15 protein-coding genes are annotated in these 15,356 nt (G+C 65.1%); 11 read left to right on the top strand and 4 right to left on the bottom strand.

Annotated features, from left to right (window positions below; genetic code table 11):
* The first annotated feature begins 2 nt into the window (after window positions 1–2).
* The 8 genes from ACQ4WO_RS23725 to ACQ4WO_RS23690 all read left to right on the top strand — a co-directional run bounded on the left by ACQ4WO_RS23725 (window position 3) and on the right by ACQ4WO_RS23690 (window position 9,671).
* Window positions 3–680, top strand: coding sequence for a DUF2848 domain-containing protein (locus ACQ4WO_RS23725; protein ID WP_436483480.1), 678 nt, complete (start codon window positions 3–5; stop codon window positions 678–680).
* Window positions 681–684: 4 nt separating this feature from the next.
* Window positions 685–2,034, top strand: a complete 1,350-nt coding sequence (locus ACQ4WO_RS23720) for an amidase (RefSeq protein WP_436483479.1) — start codon at window positions 685–687, stop codon at window positions 2,032–2,034.
* Window positions 2,035–2,162: 128 nt separating this feature from the next.
* Complete coding sequence (locus ACQ4WO_RS23715; RefSeq protein ID WP_436483478.1) at window positions 2,163–3,455, top strand: paraquat-inducible protein A; 1,293 nt, start codon at window positions 2,163–2,165, stop codon at window positions 3,453–3,455.
* Window positions 3,448–5,079, top strand: coding sequence for a PqiB family protein (locus ACQ4WO_RS23710; RefSeq protein ID WP_436483477.1), 1,632 nt, complete (start codon window positions 3,448–3,450; stop codon window positions 5,077–5,079). The genes ACQ4WO_RS23715 and ACQ4WO_RS23710 overlap by 8 nt, the downstream gene beginning before the upstream one ends.
* Window positions 5,076–5,672 carry a PqiC family protein gene (locus ACQ4WO_RS23705; protein ID WP_070303397.1) on the top strand — a complete coding sequence of 199 codons (597 nt, stop codon included), beginning with the start codon at window positions 5,076–5,078 and terminating at the stop codon, window positions 5,670–5,672. The genes ACQ4WO_RS23710 and ACQ4WO_RS23705 overlap by 4 nt, the downstream gene beginning before the upstream one ends.
* Before the next feature lie 47 nt (window positions 5,673–5,719).
* Window positions 5,720–6,127, top strand: a complete 408-nt coding sequence (locus tag ACQ4WO_RS23700; RefSeq protein ID WP_436483476.1) for a DUF2946 domain-containing protein — start codon at window positions 5,720–5,722, stop codon at window positions 6,125–6,127.
* Between the two features lie 77 nt (window positions 6,128–6,204).
* Window positions 6,205–8,328, top strand: a complete 2,124-nt coding sequence (locus ACQ4WO_RS23695; RefSeq protein WP_436483475.1) for a TonB-dependent receptor family protein — start codon at window positions 6,205–6,207, stop codon at window positions 8,326–8,328.
* 8 nt (window positions 8,329–8,336) lie between these two features.
* Window positions 8,337–9,671 carry a PepSY-associated TM helix domain-containing protein gene (locus ACQ4WO_RS23690; RefSeq protein WP_436483474.1) on the top strand — a complete coding sequence of 445 codons (1,335 nt, stop codon included), beginning with the start codon at window positions 8,337–8,339 and terminating at the stop codon, window positions 9,669–9,671.
* Here the strand turns inward: ACQ4WO_RS23690 and ACQ4WO_RS23685 are convergent.
* From ACQ4WO_RS23685 to ACQ4WO_RS23675, 3 genes are read right to left on the bottom strand one after another with little or no spacing between them, the layout of a single operon-like run.
* Complete coding sequence (locus ACQ4WO_RS23685) at window positions 9,643–11,040, bottom strand: hypothetical protein (RefSeq protein WP_436483473.1); 1,398 nt, start codon at window positions 11,038–11,040, stop codon at window positions 9,643–9,645. The two genes, ACQ4WO_RS23690 and ACQ4WO_RS23685, sit on opposite strands and share 29 nt — an antisense overlap.
* Complete coding sequence (locus ACQ4WO_RS23680; RefSeq protein WP_436483472.1) at window positions 11,037–11,465, bottom strand: hypothetical protein; 429 nt, start codon at window positions 11,463–11,465, stop codon at window positions 11,037–11,039. Before ACQ4WO_RS23680 ends, ACQ4WO_RS23685 begins: the two co-directional genes overlap by 4 nt.
* A gap of 9 nt (window positions 11,466–11,474) precedes the next feature.
* Entirely contained in the window at window positions 11,475–11,630 is a 156-nt protein-coding gene (locus ACQ4WO_RS23675) for a hypothetical protein (RefSeq protein ID WP_436483471.1), read from the bottom strand.
* Here ACQ4WO_RS23675 and ACQ4WO_RS23670 point away from each other — a divergent pair.
* Entirely contained in the window at window positions 11,629–12,765 is a 1,137-nt protein-coding gene (locus ACQ4WO_RS23670; RefSeq protein WP_436483470.1) for a YncE family protein, read from the top strand. The genes ACQ4WO_RS23675 and ACQ4WO_RS23670 overlap by 2 nt on opposite strands.
* A 74-nt stretch (window positions 12,766–12,839) precedes the next feature.
* Window positions 12,840–13,223, top strand: a complete 384-nt coding sequence (locus ACQ4WO_RS23665) for a hypothetical protein (protein WP_436483469.1) — start codon at window positions 12,840–12,842, stop codon at window positions 13,221–13,223.
* 6 nt (window positions 13,224–13,229) lie between these two features.
* On the opposite strand, the gene ACQ4WO_RS23660 is transcribed toward ACQ4WO_RS23665, so the two are convergent.
* Complete coding sequence (locus tag ACQ4WO_RS23660) at window positions 13,230–14,144, bottom strand: LysR family transcriptional regulator (RefSeq protein ID WP_046685653.1); 915 nt, start codon at window positions 14,142–14,144, stop codon at window positions 13,230–13,232.
* A 102-nt stretch (window positions 14,145–14,246) separates the two neighbouring features.
* On the opposite strand from ACQ4WO_RS23660, the gene ACQ4WO_RS23655 reads away from it, so the two are divergent.
* Window positions 14,247–15,356: a muconate/chloromuconate family cycloisomerase gene (locus ACQ4WO_RS23655; protein WP_436483468.1), complete on the top strand. Its 1,110-nt coding sequence runs from the start codon at window positions 14,247–14,249 to the stop codon at window positions 15,354–15,356.

Raw genomic sequence — 15,356 nt, 5'->3', positions numbered from 1 at the left:
TCATGACGACATTGCGTTTTCAACTGGCCGGCCACGGCCCCGTTACCTTCGACATCGATCACCTGATCATCGCCGGCTGGACGGGCCGCGACATGGCGATGGTGGAACACCATATCGCCGAACTGGAAGCCATCGGCGTGGCGCGCCCGAAAAGCGTGCCCACCTTTTACCGGGTCTCGGCGGCATTGCTCTCGAGCGACGCCGCCATCGAAGTGCCGGGCGGCGATTCCTCGGGCGAAGCGGAATTCGTGCTGTTTTCCACGGAATACGGCCTGCTGGTGGGCATCGGTTCCGATCATACGGACCGCAAGGTGGAAAGCTATGGCGTGACGGTATCGAAGCAGATGTGCGGCAAGCCCGTGGGCGACACCTTGTGGCGCTATGCCGACGTGGCCGGCCACTGGGACCAGCTGCAGATGCGCTCCTGGCGCGAACGGGCTGGCGTGCCGGCCCTGTACCAGGATGGCCCCGTGACGCGCATGCTGTCGCCGGAAGACCTGATTCAGCGCTACACGGGGCAGGCCAGCCTGCCCGTGGGCAGCGCCATGTTCTGCGGCACGCAACCGATCATCGGCGAGATGGGCCATGGCGACGCATTCGAGCTGGAGCTGTATGATCCGGCCTTGCAGCGCCGCCTGCAGCACCGCTATGCCGTGCAAACCCTGCCCGTGGAAGGATAAAACAATGACCAAGACCATTCGAGAACTGGCGGCCGACCTGGCCGCCGGCCGCAGCACCAGCGTGGCGCTGACACAGCAGATGCTGGCGCGCGCCGAGGCGCACCGGGCGCAGGGTGGCCATGCCTATGTCAGCCTCGACGGCGAACAGGCGCTGATGGAGGCGCGGGCCAGCGATGCGGCGCGCGCCGCCGGCATCGTTGCCTCGCCGCTGGCCGGCGTGCCCATCTCGATCAAGGACCTGTTCGACGTCAAGGGGCAAACCAGCAGCGCCGCCTCGCTGGCGCTGGCCGATGCACAGCCTGCCGTGGCCGATGCGGGCGCCGTGGCGCGCCTGCGCGCGGCCGGCGCCGTCCTGCTGGGCCGCACCAACATGAGCGAGTTCGCGTTTTCCGGCCTGGGCTTGAATCCCCATTACGGCACGCCGCGCAATCCGCAGGACCGTGAACGTGTGGCGGGCGGTTCCACCTCGGGCGGCGCCGTGACGGTGGCGCTGGACATGGCGGCCGGCGCGCTGGGCACCGATACGGGCGGCTCGATCCGCATCCCGTCCGCCTTTTGCGGCTTGACGGGTTTCAAGCCGACGGCCGCTTCCGTGCCGCTGGCCGGCACGGTGCCCCTGTCGCGCTCCCTCGATTCGGCCGGCCCCATCGCCCACAGCGTCGACTGCTGCGCCATTCTGTACGCAGCGCTGTCGGGCCATGACATCGGCGCGCAGGCGCCGGCACTGAAAGGCTTGCGCTTCGGTTTTACCCTTGACTATGTCGGCACGCACGTGGAGCCGCAGGTGCAGCAGGCTTTCGATGCGGCGCTGGACCAGCTGCGGCAAGCGGGCGCCCTTGTGGAGCAGTTCGATTTCCCCGAATTGCTGGAACTGCCGGGTATCAATGGCGGCGGCGGGCTGGTGGCGGCGGAGGCCTGGCACTGGCACAGGGAGCTGCTGGAAGAGAAGGGCGCGCAGTACGACCAGCGCGTGGCGGCGCGCATCCGCCGCGGCCAGCAGCAGGGTGCAGCGGACTACATCGACTTGCTCGATGCGCGTGCGCGCCTGATCGCCATCGCGAAGCAGCGCCTGGCGCCATTCGACGCCTGGCTGATGCCCAGCGTAGCCATCGTCGCGCCGCAGGTCGCGCCATTGGAATCGGATGACGCCACCTTTTTCGCCACGAATGGCCTCGTGCTGCGCAACGCCAGCGTGATCAACTTCCTCGACGGCTGCGCGCTGTCCTTGCCGTGCCATGCGGAAGGCGAACTGCCTGTGGGGCTGGGCATTTGCGGCCTGGCCGGCGCGGACGATCAAGTGCTGCAAATCGGTCGCGCCGTGGAGGCGCTGTTGCGCGGGAGCGAAAAAGAATAGTGCCGTAGTGCAGGAAAATGCCAACTCTGTCATGATGGCTGGCATTAACATGGGAAAGTCGCGCTTCGGGCGCCGGCAAACTTCATACTGTGCACCGATACGACCTGATTAGCTGTCATGACTGCGGCGTGCTGTACCGCAAACGTCCGCTGCGTCCCCGCGAAAAGGCGCGCTGCATCCGTTGCCGCTCGGTGCTGTACCGGGGCACCCACGCCCGCGGCGCATCGGCCGAATTGGCCAAGGTAGTGGCGCTGACGCTGGGTGCCGCTTTCGTCTTCCTGATCGCCCAGTTTTTCCCCATCGTCGAACTCGACGTCAACGGCCTGACGTCCAGCGCCACCTTGCTCGGTTCCATCCGCGTGCTGTGGTCCGAGCAGATGCACATCGTGGCGACGATGGTCTTCCTGTTTACCATCCTCTTTCCCGCCATTGAACTCGGTTCCCTGCTGTATGTGGCGCTGGGCTTGCGCGGCGGCGTCAAGGTGCCGGGCTTTAACCGCGTGCTGCGCGCCGTGCAGACGGCGCGCGAATGGGGCATGACGGAGGTGCTGATGATCGGCATCCTGATCACCGTCGTCAAGATGACCAGCCTGGCCACGGTGCTGCCGCAACCGGGGCTGTTCGCGTTTGGCGCGCTGACCCTGATGCTGGCCATCGTCGTCTCGTTCGACCCCAAGGCCCTGTGGAACCTGGGCGACGACCTGACCCGCCAGGCGCTGCCCGGCATCCGCTACAAGGCTTTCGCGCCGGGCGAGAAGGTGCTGCCCTGCCATGCGTGCGGCCTGGTGGCGCCACCCTTGGGCAAGGGCAGGCACCTGGCGTGCGTGCGCTGCGGCACGGCCCTGCACGTGCGCAAACCGGATAGCATCAACCGCACCTGGGCCTTGCTGATCGCCGCCATGATTCTCTACATTCCCGCCAACCTGCTGCCCGTGATGGTGACGCAATCGCTGTTCGGCGCGCAGGACGACACCATCATGAGCGGCGTGGTGCTGTTCTGGACCAGCGGCTCGAAGGGGCTGGCCATCATCATTTTCATCGCCAGCGTGGTCGTGCCCATGCTCAAGCTGGGCGTGCTGGCGCTGCTGGCGTTCACCGCGCAGCGGCGTTCGCGCTGGCGGCCGCGCCAGCGCACCATCTTGTACCGCATGGTCGAATTCATCGGCCGCTGGTCCATGCTCGACATCTTTGTCGTCACCCTGACGGTGGCGCTGGTGCGCTTCAAGTCGCTGGCCGTGATCACGGCCGGACCCGGCGCGCTGGCCTTCGGCGCCGTGGTGGTGCTGACCATGCTGGCGGCGATGCAGTTCGACCCGCGCCTGATCTGGGACCCCGTCGACGACAAGGCGGCCGAGGATGAAAAACGCAGCAGTGCAGCAGCTACCGGAAACAATACAGTGATTGGAGAACAGCATGTCTGACAAAGAAGCAGGCGACCTTGCCGAAACCGGCGCACGGCCTTTGCCCGAACCCGATGTGGACCCGGCCAGCCGCTGGCTGCCGTCGCTGGTGTGGCTCATTCCGCTGCTGGCCGCGCTGATCGGCGCCGGCCTGGCCGCCAAGTCCATCCTCGACCAGGGGCCCACGGTGACGGTCAGCTTCAAGAGCGCCGAAGGCCTGGAGCCGGGCAAGACCAAGGTCAAATACAAGGATGTCGATATCGGCCAGGTGCGCGCCATCACCCTGGGCGACGACTTGAGCAAGGTGCTGGTGACGATCGACATGAGCAAGGAAGCGCGCCGCTTCGCCACCGCCGATTCGCGCTTCTGGGTGGTGCGCCCGCAGATCGGCGCCAGCGGCGTGACGGGGCTGGGCACCTTGCTGTCGGGCGCCTACATCGGCGTCGACACGGGCAAGTCGGAAGCAAAAAAGGAGAGCTTCATCGGCATGGAAAGCCCGCCCGCCGTGGCGGGAGACCAGAAGGGCAAGCTGTACACGCTGCATGCGGAAAGCCTCGGTTCCGTCGACGTGGGCTCGCCCCTGTTCTTCCACCGCCTGCGCGTGGGCAAGGTGGTCAGCTTCGCGCTGGACAAGGATGGCAACGGCATCACCATGTCGGTCTTCGTCAATGCGCCGTACGACCAGTTTGTCGGCAAGGATGCGCGCTGGTGGCATGCCAGCGGCGTCGACGTGCGCCTCGATTCCAACGGTTTCAAATTGAATACGCAATCGCTGGCCGCCATGCTGGTGGGCGGCATCGCCTTCGAGGCGGAAAACGGCCGCAAGCCCGTGGAGCCGGCGCCGGCCGGCACCAACTACCGCCTGGCGGCCGATGAGGCCAGCGCCATGCGCGAGCCCGATGGCGAGGCGATCACCACCGTGTTCTATTTCGACCAGTCCCTGCGCGGCTTGCAGCCTGGCGCCACGGTGGACTTCCGCGGCATCGTGCTAGGCGAGGTGCGCTCGGTGGGCATCGAATTCGACCCCGTGAAGAAGAACTTCCGCATGCCCGTCACCGTCAACCTGTACCCGGCCCGCCTGGGCATGCGCTTCAAGGCCGCCGTCGACGATGAGGAAGGCTCGGCCGGCCACCAGCTGCTCGAACGCATGGTCAGCCGTGGCTTGCGCGCCCAGCTACGCACGGGCAACCTGCTGACCAGCCAGCTGTACATCGCGCTCGACTTCTTCCCGAAAGCGCCGAAGGTGGCGCTCGATCCGAACAGGTACCCGCTGGAAGTGCCGACCGTACCGAATACCCTTGATGAATTGCAGACGCAGATCGCCAGCATCGCCCGCAAGCTCGATCAGGTGCCGTACGCGGAGATCGGCAATAACCTGAATGCCACCATCAAGCAGGCCAATACTCTGTTCAAACAGCTCGATGGACAGGTGGTGCCGGAAATGCGCGATACGCTGACGGCGGCGAAGCAGACCTTCGGCACGGCCGAACAGGTGCTGCAAAAGGATTCGCCGCTGCAGTCGGACGTGCGCCAGGCCTTGCAGCAATTGACGCAAACCCTGCAATCGCTCAATGCCCTGTCGGATTACCTGGAACGTCATCCCGAGTCCCTGATCCGCGGTAAAAAAGGAGATGAAAAAAAATGATGAAACCAATTTTTTCCGCACTGCTGGCGGCCAGCCTGCTGGGCGCCTGCTCCACGCCCCAGCCCGAGCATTTTTATACGCTGAGCGGCGGCGCCGACGCGCAGCCGGCCAAGCCCGTCAAATACTATGTCGAGGTGCTGGCCGTCAGCGTGCCGCAGCAGGTGAGCCGCAACCAGTTCGTCGTGACGGCGCCATCGGGCCGTATCGAATTGCTGGAGCAGCAGCGCTGGGCGGGGCCGCTGGCCGGCGAGATCGGCCAGGCCCTGTCCACGGCCGTGACGAACGACCTGGGCGCCATCGATGTGTTCCGCACGCCATACCCGGACAAGCTGCCCGTGTACCGCATCAGCACCAATGTGCAGCGTTTCGAGTCGGTGATGGGACAGTATGCGCTGATCGACGCCGTGTGGAGCGTGCGCCAGCTGGCCAGCAACAAGGTGGTGACGTGCCGCACGATCGCCAATGAAAAGGTGGGCGCCGGCTACGATGAACTGGTGCTCGGCCACCGCCGCGCCGTGAACCGCATCGCCGCCGATACGGCAAGCGTCGTGCGCGCTTTTGACAGCGGCAACGCCGCCTGCCCGGCCGCCTGAGCCGCTTTCCGCTACCCAGTCCCGGCGGCCGCTGGTAAAATGCGGCCATGGGAATGACCTTGTTCACGCGCCGCTTTGCCGCCTGGATCGCCTGTTTCGCGATCCTGCTGGCGGCGCTCGCGCCATCGATTTCCCAGGCCGTCGCCAACGCCAAACAGGAATCCGGCTCCGGCTGGGCGGAAATCTGCTCGGTGGCCGGCATCCGCTTTGTCCAGCTTGTCCAGGCCGGTGACGGCGCCGCCGATGAAAAATCCGGCGGCAAGGCCATGCAGATGGAGCATTGCGCCTTCTGTTCCACGCATGCGGGTTCCGTCGGCCTGCCGCCCGCCAGCCCCATGCTGCCGCTGCTTGTGGCCAGCGGCACGGCCGTTTTCCCGTCCCTGTACTACCAGTCACCCGCACCGCTGTTCATCTGGTCCACGGCGCAGTCGCGCGCGCCGCCCCCTCTCGCCTGAGTTTTTGCATTTTCAATGCTGGCGCTGTCCACCTTGCGGTGTGACGCGCCGCATCCGCACACTTAGACGAGAATCACATGAACAAGAAACTGTTGGTGCTGGCTGTCGCCATCACCGTAGCTTACCCCTGCGCGCAGGCGCAGCAAGCTGACCAAACTGACCACGCCATCGACACCGTCGTCGTTTCCGGCTCGCGCGCGCAATCGTGGCTGTCCGAAACGCCGCAAGCGATCGGCGCCGTCAATGCCAAAATCCTGGAACGCGACAAGCCCAAGACCATGGGCGATATCCTCAACCGCATCGCCGGCGTGTACTGGAATGACCTGGGCAACGAGCAGCACAGCATGAGCATCCGCCAGCCCATCGGCACGAATGCCGTCTACCAGTACCTGGAAGACGGCATTCCCATCCGTCCGCTGGGCGTCTTCAACCACAATTCTCTCAACGAGATGAACATGGCGGGCGCCGGCGGCGTGGAAGTGGTGAAGGGCGCTGCTTCCTCGCTGTACGGCAGCAATGCCGTCGGCGGCGCCGTCAATTTCCTCACGGCTGGCGCCAGCGTGACACCGACGGCAAGCGTGGGCGTGCGACGCGATAACGTGGCCGGTTACACGCGCTATGACACGGCCGCCAGCGATACCTGGGGCCCGCTGGGACTGCGCTTTTCCCACTACAGCTCGCGCCGCTCGCGCGACAACTGGCAAGAGTACAGCTATGGCGACAAGGATTCGTTCTCGCTGCGCGCCGACTATGCGCTCAGTCCCACGTCCCAGCTGCGCGCCACCATCGTCCACACGGATCTCGATGCGGCCATGACGGGCAGCCTGTTCGAGAACGACTACCGCAACAATCCGGGCAAAAGCCTGAATACGTTCACCTATCGCAAGGACAAGACCACGCGCATGAATCTGGCGTGGGAGGTGGCAACGACGTCCAATGGCATCAGCACCGTCACCGTGTTTACGCGCAAGAACGACCATGGGCAGCTTCCCGCGTACTCCATCGGCAGCTGCGTGGGCCTGCTGTGCAAGGGCGTCATCAACAACAACCACGTCGATTCACTGGGGCTGGACGTGAAGCACCAGCAGGAATTCGCCTGGCTGCGTTCACGCCTCGTCGCCGGCGTGTATGTCGACAAGAGCGACAATCCCTTTGTCAGCGATAACCTGTCCATCGTGCGCGATGCGGCCACGGGCCGCTACCTGCGCTACTCGCTGGCCAATGCGTCCAATCCGCAGGGTGTGCGTGACTACCAGACGGACATCCTCAACACGGCCGTCTTCGCGCAATGGGAATTCTCTCCGCTGGCCGGCACGCGCGTGGTGCTGGGCGGCCGCTCGGACGCCATCCGCTACGACTACCATAACAGGCTGGCGCCGGGCGGCAGCGCCAATTACGGCGCGCCCGACGAGTCGCGCAGCTTTTCGCATGTGAGTCCGAAGCTGGGCGCCACCTACGCCATCGGCCATGCTGGCAGCGCGTATGCAAACGTCAGCCAGGGTTTCACGCCGCCCGAAGTGAGCCAGCTGTATGGCAAGACGGGCATCGCCGACTTGCAGCCGTCCGTCTACAACAACTATGAACTGGGCTTGCGCTGGGCTTTTTTGCAGGGCCGGCTGAAACTCGACACGGCCCTGTACCGGCTCGATGGGCGCGACACCATCGTCAGTTATACGCTGTCGCCGGGTAACAGCGAAAACCGCAATGCGGGGCGCACGCGCAGCGAAGGGCTGGAACTGGGCCTGAACTACGACAGCGGTCCGTTCGACGCGCGCTTCGCCACGGCCATCGCGCGCCACCGCTACCTGCGCTACCAGGTGTCCTCCAGCCTCGATTACAGCGGCCGCGCCATGCCGCAGGCACCGCGCGACATCACCTCGATCGAGATCGGCTACAAGCCCGTGGCCGGTGCGCGTATCGCGCTCGAAGCCGTGCACCAGGGCCGCTACTGGATGAACAATGCCAACACGGTGGAGTACAAGGGCCACGCCTTGCTCAACCTGCGCGCCAGCTACCAGATCGCGCGCGGGCTGGAAGCGTGGGCGCAGGTACGCAATCTGATGGACAAACGCTATGCCGATTCGGCCAGCAGCAGTTACTCGGGTGTGGGCAGTTATGTGGCCAATACGCAGAACCAGTACACGCCCGGTGCGCCGCGCAGCGTGATGCTGGGCCTGTCCTATACCTATAACGGACTGTGAGGATGGTCATGGACGATTTCACCTTTCTCATCGCGCGCCGCAAAAGCCTGTACTGGCGCATCCACTTCTGGGCCGCGCTGATCGCCTCGCCGTTTGCCCTGGTGGCCACCCTGACGGGCATTTTGTATGTGTTCACGCCGCAGATCGAGGCAAGGCTGTACCAGCATCTCGATCACGTGGCGCCGCAAGCGCCCATGCTGCCGCTGGACGCCGCCGTGGCGGCAGCGGAGCGGGCGGCCCCGCGCGGCTGGACGGTGCAGAACGTGGTGCCGCCGTTCCAGGCGAACGACGCGGTACAAGTGGCGTTCGCGCCGCCCGGTAGCGCGCAGGATGAACATGCGGGCCATGGCGGGCATGTCGCGCCGGCCAAGCCGAAGTTCGGCCTGCCCGCGCAAGCCATCGTCGTGTATGTGAACCCCTATGATGCGCGCGTGCTGGGCAGCCTGGCCAGCAGCGAGCGTTTCGGCAACTGGGCAAAAAAGCTGCATTCGCGTTTGCTGCAAAACGATGGCTGGCGCTGGATGATCGAGCTGGCCGCCAGCTGGCTGATGGTGATGCTGGTGACGGGCGTGGTGCTGTGGTGGCCGCGGGGCGCGCAATCGGGCTTGCCGAAGCGGGGCGCGCAGGGCCGCAATGGCTGGCGCCAGTGGCATGCTTTTCTCGGCGTGGGGCTGGGGCTGGTGAGCCTTGTGATCCTGACGACGGGGCTGACGTGGAGCCAGCAGGCGGGCGGCCGCATCCGCGCGCTGCGCGACGTCAGCGGCCAGGCGCCGCCGCCCGTGCCGCGCGGCTTGCATTCGCGCGAGGAGGGCGCGCCGCTCGACTGGCAGGATGCGTGGCAGGTGGCGCGCAGCCATGCGCCCGCCATCGCCGTGCAGCTGACGGCGCCGGCCAGCCAGGACGACGTGTGGCGCGCCACCATGGCCGACCGCAGCCAGCCCACCTTGCGCTTCGACCTGCAATTCGACGCCTACAGCGGCAAGCCCCTGTATTACGCGGGTTGGGCGGCGCAGACGGCGTTCGGCAAGGCCACGGCCATCGGCATTCCGTTCCACCGCGGCGAATTCGGCTGGTGGAACCAGGCCTTGCTGCTGCTCTTTGGCGCCAGCGTGCTGTTCTCGCTGGTATCGGGCTGGGTAATGTTTTTCAAGCGGCGCTTGCCAGGTTCGCTGGGCTTGCCCAAGCTGCTGCCGGGAGCCTGGAGCTCGCCTTCCGCGCTGGCCTGGCTGGCGGCCGCCGCCATGTGCGCGCTGATGCCGCTGCTGCTCGTTTCCGGTGGCATGTTGCTGCTGCTGGAGCTGGTCCTGGCACGGGCTAGCCGCCGACGATGGGCTGCGAGATGATCCAGAGACTGAGCAAAGTGTAGGCGACCATCAGTGCCAGCATCGGATACTGGCTGCGCAGGGCCGCGCGGCGGCTGGTGTACAGGCGCCGCGCGCAGACGTGGGCCAGCCAGACGGCCGCAACATGGCCTGCGACGATGGCGAACAGCGACACGTACCACACCACCTTGGCGTCGACGATGCCAAGACGGATGAAGTACAGCTGCGTGCCGAACAGGTCCCAGCCCAGGCCCAGCGGGTCCGACGCCAGCGGTATCAGATACTGGCCCGCCATCGCCAGAAAGGAGAGGTAGTGGGCGAAATGGTAGGCGATGGCGATCGGCACCAGGGTCAGCACGAAGTGGCCGGCCACGCGCAGCAGCGGCAGGGGCGGCTGGCCGTCGCTGGCGCCGCAGCGGGCGATCAGCGCGCAAAACAGCAGGAACACCAGCAGGAACAGGGCCGGCATCAGCAGCAGGGCGGCCGTGGTGATCCATGCCAGCGCGCCCGGCGCCACGGCGAGGACGGCGTCGACGATGTCGTACCACGTTTGCGTTTCCATCATGCCGTCGAAACTGACGGAGGCCAGCATCAGGATCACCAGCACCAGGCAGGCGGGACGCACGGGTTCCACCGTCAGCAAGCCCGCCGCGTACGGACGCACGTAGCAGGCGCCGTCGCGGAATGTCACGGGCGCGAAGCGCGCCAGCAGGCCGAAGACGACGCTGAACACTTCCGCATTGCGCAGCCAGGCGGCGCGGCCGAACAGCGCCATGCCCGCCCACGAGCAGGTTGAATACAGCAGCATGGTCCAGGCCAGGCTGGCCGGCTGCTCGCTGCCTTCCCAGTTCAGCTCCATCCAGATAAAACAGAAGTACAGGGCCGCCGCCGGCCAGCTGTCGAGCCAGCGCGGCCAGGCCAGCGGTGCGCGCCAGCGGGGAAACAGTTGCTGCCCCGCGCGCGCCACGCTGTCGAGCGGATTAACCAGCGCCCACAGGTCGCCAAGCAGCGCCGACACGTAAGCCATGCCCACCCACCAGATGGCCCACACCATGGCGGGCGCGATATTTTTCACGGGGTTCTGCACGCCCACCAGGCCTGCCACGATGACCAGCAGGTAGAGGGCCAGTACCAGCAGGCGCAGTGCGAGGGTGATGGCGCCCGCGCCGGGGATGCGCCGCAGGAGCAGGCGAGCATAGTCGCCCATGTAGGGCGCTGCATCCTCGCGGCGCCACAGGGCCAGGAAGGCAAACGACAGCGCCACGGTCAGCCCTGCACCGATCAAGTACAGCCATAGCGGCAATGGCAGATCGTAGCGCTGGCCGAAACCGTGCGCATGGGCGAGGCGTGGCGCGACCAGCAAGCCGGCAGCGGCGGCGCACCGCATCATCGCGGCAGCACTTCCAGGTACATCAGGGGCGTCTCGCGGTGATGCTTGTGCTGCTTGCCCTTGCCCTCCGTTTGCGCGCCATAGCCGTGCGCGGAAACGGGGAAGCGTCCCTGCACCGCAGCGTCGATGCGCATGGCTTTTGTCTCGCCCGGCTTGACCGTCAGCAGCTGGTCGTAGCCATGCAAGTGGATATTGACTATTTCGTCGGTAGTCCAATCGAGCGTGATTGTATCGTGTTGTTTGACCCGTACCGTCGGCGGCTTGGCGGCGATTTTTCGCTGCGCGATGGCCAGTGCCATACGCTGTTTCGGCAACGGCCCACTAGCCGCCGGGCCGCTCTGCGACTGGCTTTGCGCCGATATGCACAACAGGGAAAGGGCCAGGCCCAGGCCGGCGGGGGGAAGGCGAAATGGAGTTTTTTTCATGCTTAAATTTTAGGAAAGATTTCCATCATTGGCCATCTGAAAAAAAACGCCAGTTTGAAAAAGTGCGGCCGTAGAATGATCGGCGCGGATCCGACCACACTTGGAAAAGGCAGGGGAGATGATGACAAATAAAAAAGCGATGTTGGCATTGGCGGCGACATGCATGGCGGCGTTGCCTGCGTCGGCCGAAATCCTCGCCATGGTCAATTACGAGAGCAAGGCGCCCGAGTCATTGAAGTCGCTGAAAAGCCCCGTCGCGCCGCCCTCGCGCAAGGAGGGCATCGCCATCATCGATGTCGATCCGGAGTCGAAAAACTTCGGCAAGATCGTGCGCGACATTGCCCTGCCGCCGGACCTGGTGGCGCACCATATTTTCTACAACCACAACATGAGCAAGGCCTACATCACGGCGCTGGGCAAGACGCAGCTGCGCGTGATGGACATGCGCCACAAGGACTTGCCGATCAAGGTGGTCGAGGTGCCGACTTGCCAGGTGGGCGAGGACATCGTCTTTTCGGATGACCACAAGCGCTGGTATCTGAGCTGCATGGGATCGCAGGCGATGCTGGAGGGCGACGCCGTGCACGACAAGCCGGGGCGCACCGTCAAACTGCCCGCGCCTTATCCGCATGGCCTGGCCGTCCACGACGGCATCGACCGCACCCTGTTGACGAGCACCATCCGCCCCACGGACCTGGGCGATGCGGGGGAAGTGATCAGCGTGCTGGAAACGAGCACGGGCAAGGTGCTGGGCACGCACAAGCTGTCGAAAAAACCGTCGCCGTCGGGCGAAGCGCCGGTGGAAGTGCTGTTCGTCCCTGGCAGCAATCCGCCCGTCGCCTACGTCGCCAATATGTATGGCGGCACCGTGTGGACGGCCACGTGGAATCCGACAACGAAGGATTTCGACACGGCGCAGGTGCATGACTTTGCCGAGCAAAAGGCGGGCGTGCCGCTGGAACTGTATTTCAACAAGGGCGCCACGCGCCTGTACCTGACGACGGCCAAGCCGGGCCACCTGCATATCTTCGACCTGACGGGCGGCATCGGCAAGCCCCGGCTATTGAAATCGATACCCGCCGCCGAAGGCGCGCACCACGTGGCGTTTACCAGGGATGGCCGCTATGCCTTCGTGCAGAACGCGCTGCTCAATCTGCCGGGCATGAGCGATGGCAGCATCACCGTCATCGACATGAAAAAAGAGGCGGTGGCGGGCAGTGTCGACACCCTGAAAAACAAGGGGCTCAATCCGAACAGCATCGTGCTGCTGCCGAAGTGGAATGACTTCATGGGGCATTGAAAGACGCATTCCGCTAGAATGGAAAGGCGCGGCCAGGCTCGTTGCCACAGGCCGCACCTTTGCAATGGCTGAACATGATATTCATCGATTTCCCCGCCTTGTCCGCGCTGGCCATCGCTTCTGCCACGATTACCAAAAAATGCAGCTGTTGCGCCGTCCCGCTCGACGCCTGGCAGCGCCTGCCTACCTCGCTGGAGCTGGACCGCTTTGAAGAAATCGGCACCCTGCGCGAAGACCCGTACGAGGAACCGACGTTTGCCGAGTACCACCCGCACGGCACTCGCTACGACAGCATCGATGCGCCCATCGCGCCGCGCTACTATCCCGCGAACCTGAGCCAGGTGGCCCGCTGCCTGAACTGCGGCCGCTACTACCTGCGCTACAACGAGGCGGGCGGCTATTTCACGGAATTGCGCATCCGCGCGCTGCGCCCGGAATTGCTGACCGACGCCGCGTAGTCATAGCTACAGGCTTTCCTTGACGTGCGCGATGCCGTGTTCATCGTAGATCGAGTACACGGCGGCGAGGATGTTTTCCAGCTCGGGCGAGCGGTCCCTATGCCGCATGCTGAATAAGATGGGCGAGAACGCGTGCTTGTCGTCCAGCTTGCGGTACACGACGTTCCGGTGATGCATGGCTTGCACGCTTTCCGGCACGATGGAAATGCCCTGGCCGGCCGCCACCAGTCCCATGGAAATCTGCAGCTCGCGCACTTCCGTGACGGGGCCGGGCGTGACATTGCCTTCGCTGAACATGGCCAGCACCTGGTCGGCAAAGCTGGGGCGGGGCGCTTTCGGATACACGAGCAGGGTTTCGTGGATCAGGTCCGTCAGGCGCAAGCCGCCTTCCCCCTTGGCCAGCCGGTGGCCGGGCGGTAGCGCCACCACCAGCCGCTCCTCGCGCAGCAGAATGCGGCGGATGCTGGGGTCTTCGCTTTTCAAACGCCCGAAACCCACGTCGATGCGGCCTTCCTTCAGGGCCTTGAGCTGCTGCACCGTCGTCATTTCATGCAGGGTCACGTCGACCTCGGGATGGCGCTCGCAAAAACGGTGCACGATGTCGGGCAATTCTCCATACAGGGTCGAGGCGACAAAGCCGATCGACAGCGTGCGTTCCAGCTTGCCCACGCGCTGCGTCATCGCCTGCAGGTCGCGCACCTGGTCGAGCAAGGGCCGCGCATGGGCGAGGAAAAACTCGCCCGCTTCCGTCAGCCGCAAGGGCCGCGAACCTTTTTCGATCAGCGCCACGCCCAAGGTTTCTTCCAGCTGCTGCATCTGCCGGCTCAACGGCGGCTGCGCGATATGCAGGCGCGCGGCGGCCCGCGTGAAGTTCCTTTCCTCTGCGACCGCAACGAAGTAGCGCAAGTGCCGTAATTCCATCTTCATACCTTTCAGGTATAGGTTTGATACCAACTCGGTGTTGGACGTGGGGATATTTGGGGAATATCGTGTCACCACTCCACAGAATTATACGGAATAAATATGATTCAAAATATCGAGACCTACCTGGTCGATGTGCCTACCATTCGCCCGCACCGCATGTCGGTCGCCACCATGCATACGCAAACCCTGGTGCTGGTGCGGCTGCGCTGCGCCGACGGCATCACGGGCTGGGGCGAAGCGACCACCATCGGCGGCCTGGGCTACGGCGGCGAAAGCCCGGAAAGCATCAAGACGAATATCGATACCTATATCGCGCCGCTGCTGGTCGGCATGGAAGCGAGCGAGGTGGCCAAGGCCATGGCCAGGGTGCGCAAGGTCATCCAGGGCAACCGCTTCGCCAAGTGCGCGATCGAGACGGCCCTGCTGGACGCCCAGGCGCGCCGCCTGAACGTGCCGCTGTCGGAATTGCTGGGTGGCCGCGTGCGCGATGCGCTGCCCGTGGCCTGGGTGCTGGCCAGCGGCGACACAGCGCGCGATATCGCCGAAGGGGAAAACATGCTGGAACTGCGCCGCCACCGCATCTTCAAGCTGAAGATCGGCTTGCGCGGCGTGATGGATGACGTGGCCCACGTGCTGGAGATCAAGCGGGCGCTGGGCGAACGGGCCAGCGTGCGCGTCGACGTCAACCAGGCCTGGAGCGAGACGGACGCCGTGCGCGGCATCGCCGCGCTGGAAGCGGGCGGCGTCGACCTGATCGAGCAGCCCGTCAAGGCTGGCAACCGCGCCGCGCTGGCGCGCCTGAAACAGCGCTTCGACGTGGCCATCATGGCCGACGAAGCCTTGCACGGCCCCGCCGATGCGCTGGCGCTGGCGCAGGCCGACGCGGCCGACGTGTATGCGGTGAAGATCACCCAGTCGGGCGGCTTGATGCCGGCGCTGGAAGTGGCCACCGTGGCGCGTCTGGCGGGCGTGGGCCTGTACGGCGGCACCATGCTCGAAGGCGGCGTCGGCACGGCCGCCACGGCCCACGTGTGCTCCACGTTTGCGGAACTGGCCTGGGGCACGGAGCTGTTCGGGCCTTTGCTGCTGACGCAGGAAGTCTTGCGCGAGCCGCTCGTGTACCGCGACTTCATGCTGCAGGTGCCGACCGGCCCGGGCCTGGGCGTCGAGATCGACCTGGACAAGCTGCGATCCATGCAGCGTCAATAA

Origin of the sequence: Janthinobacterium aestuarii, from assembly GCF_051380835.1 — a bacterium.
Classification (GTDB): domain Bacteria; phylum Pseudomonadota; class Gammaproteobacteria; order Burkholderiales; family Burkholderiaceae_D; genus Janthinobacterium; species Janthinobacterium aestuarii.
The sequence above is the reverse complement of the archived record's forward strand: the minus strand, read 5'-3'. Positions and strand labels throughout refer to the sequence as shown.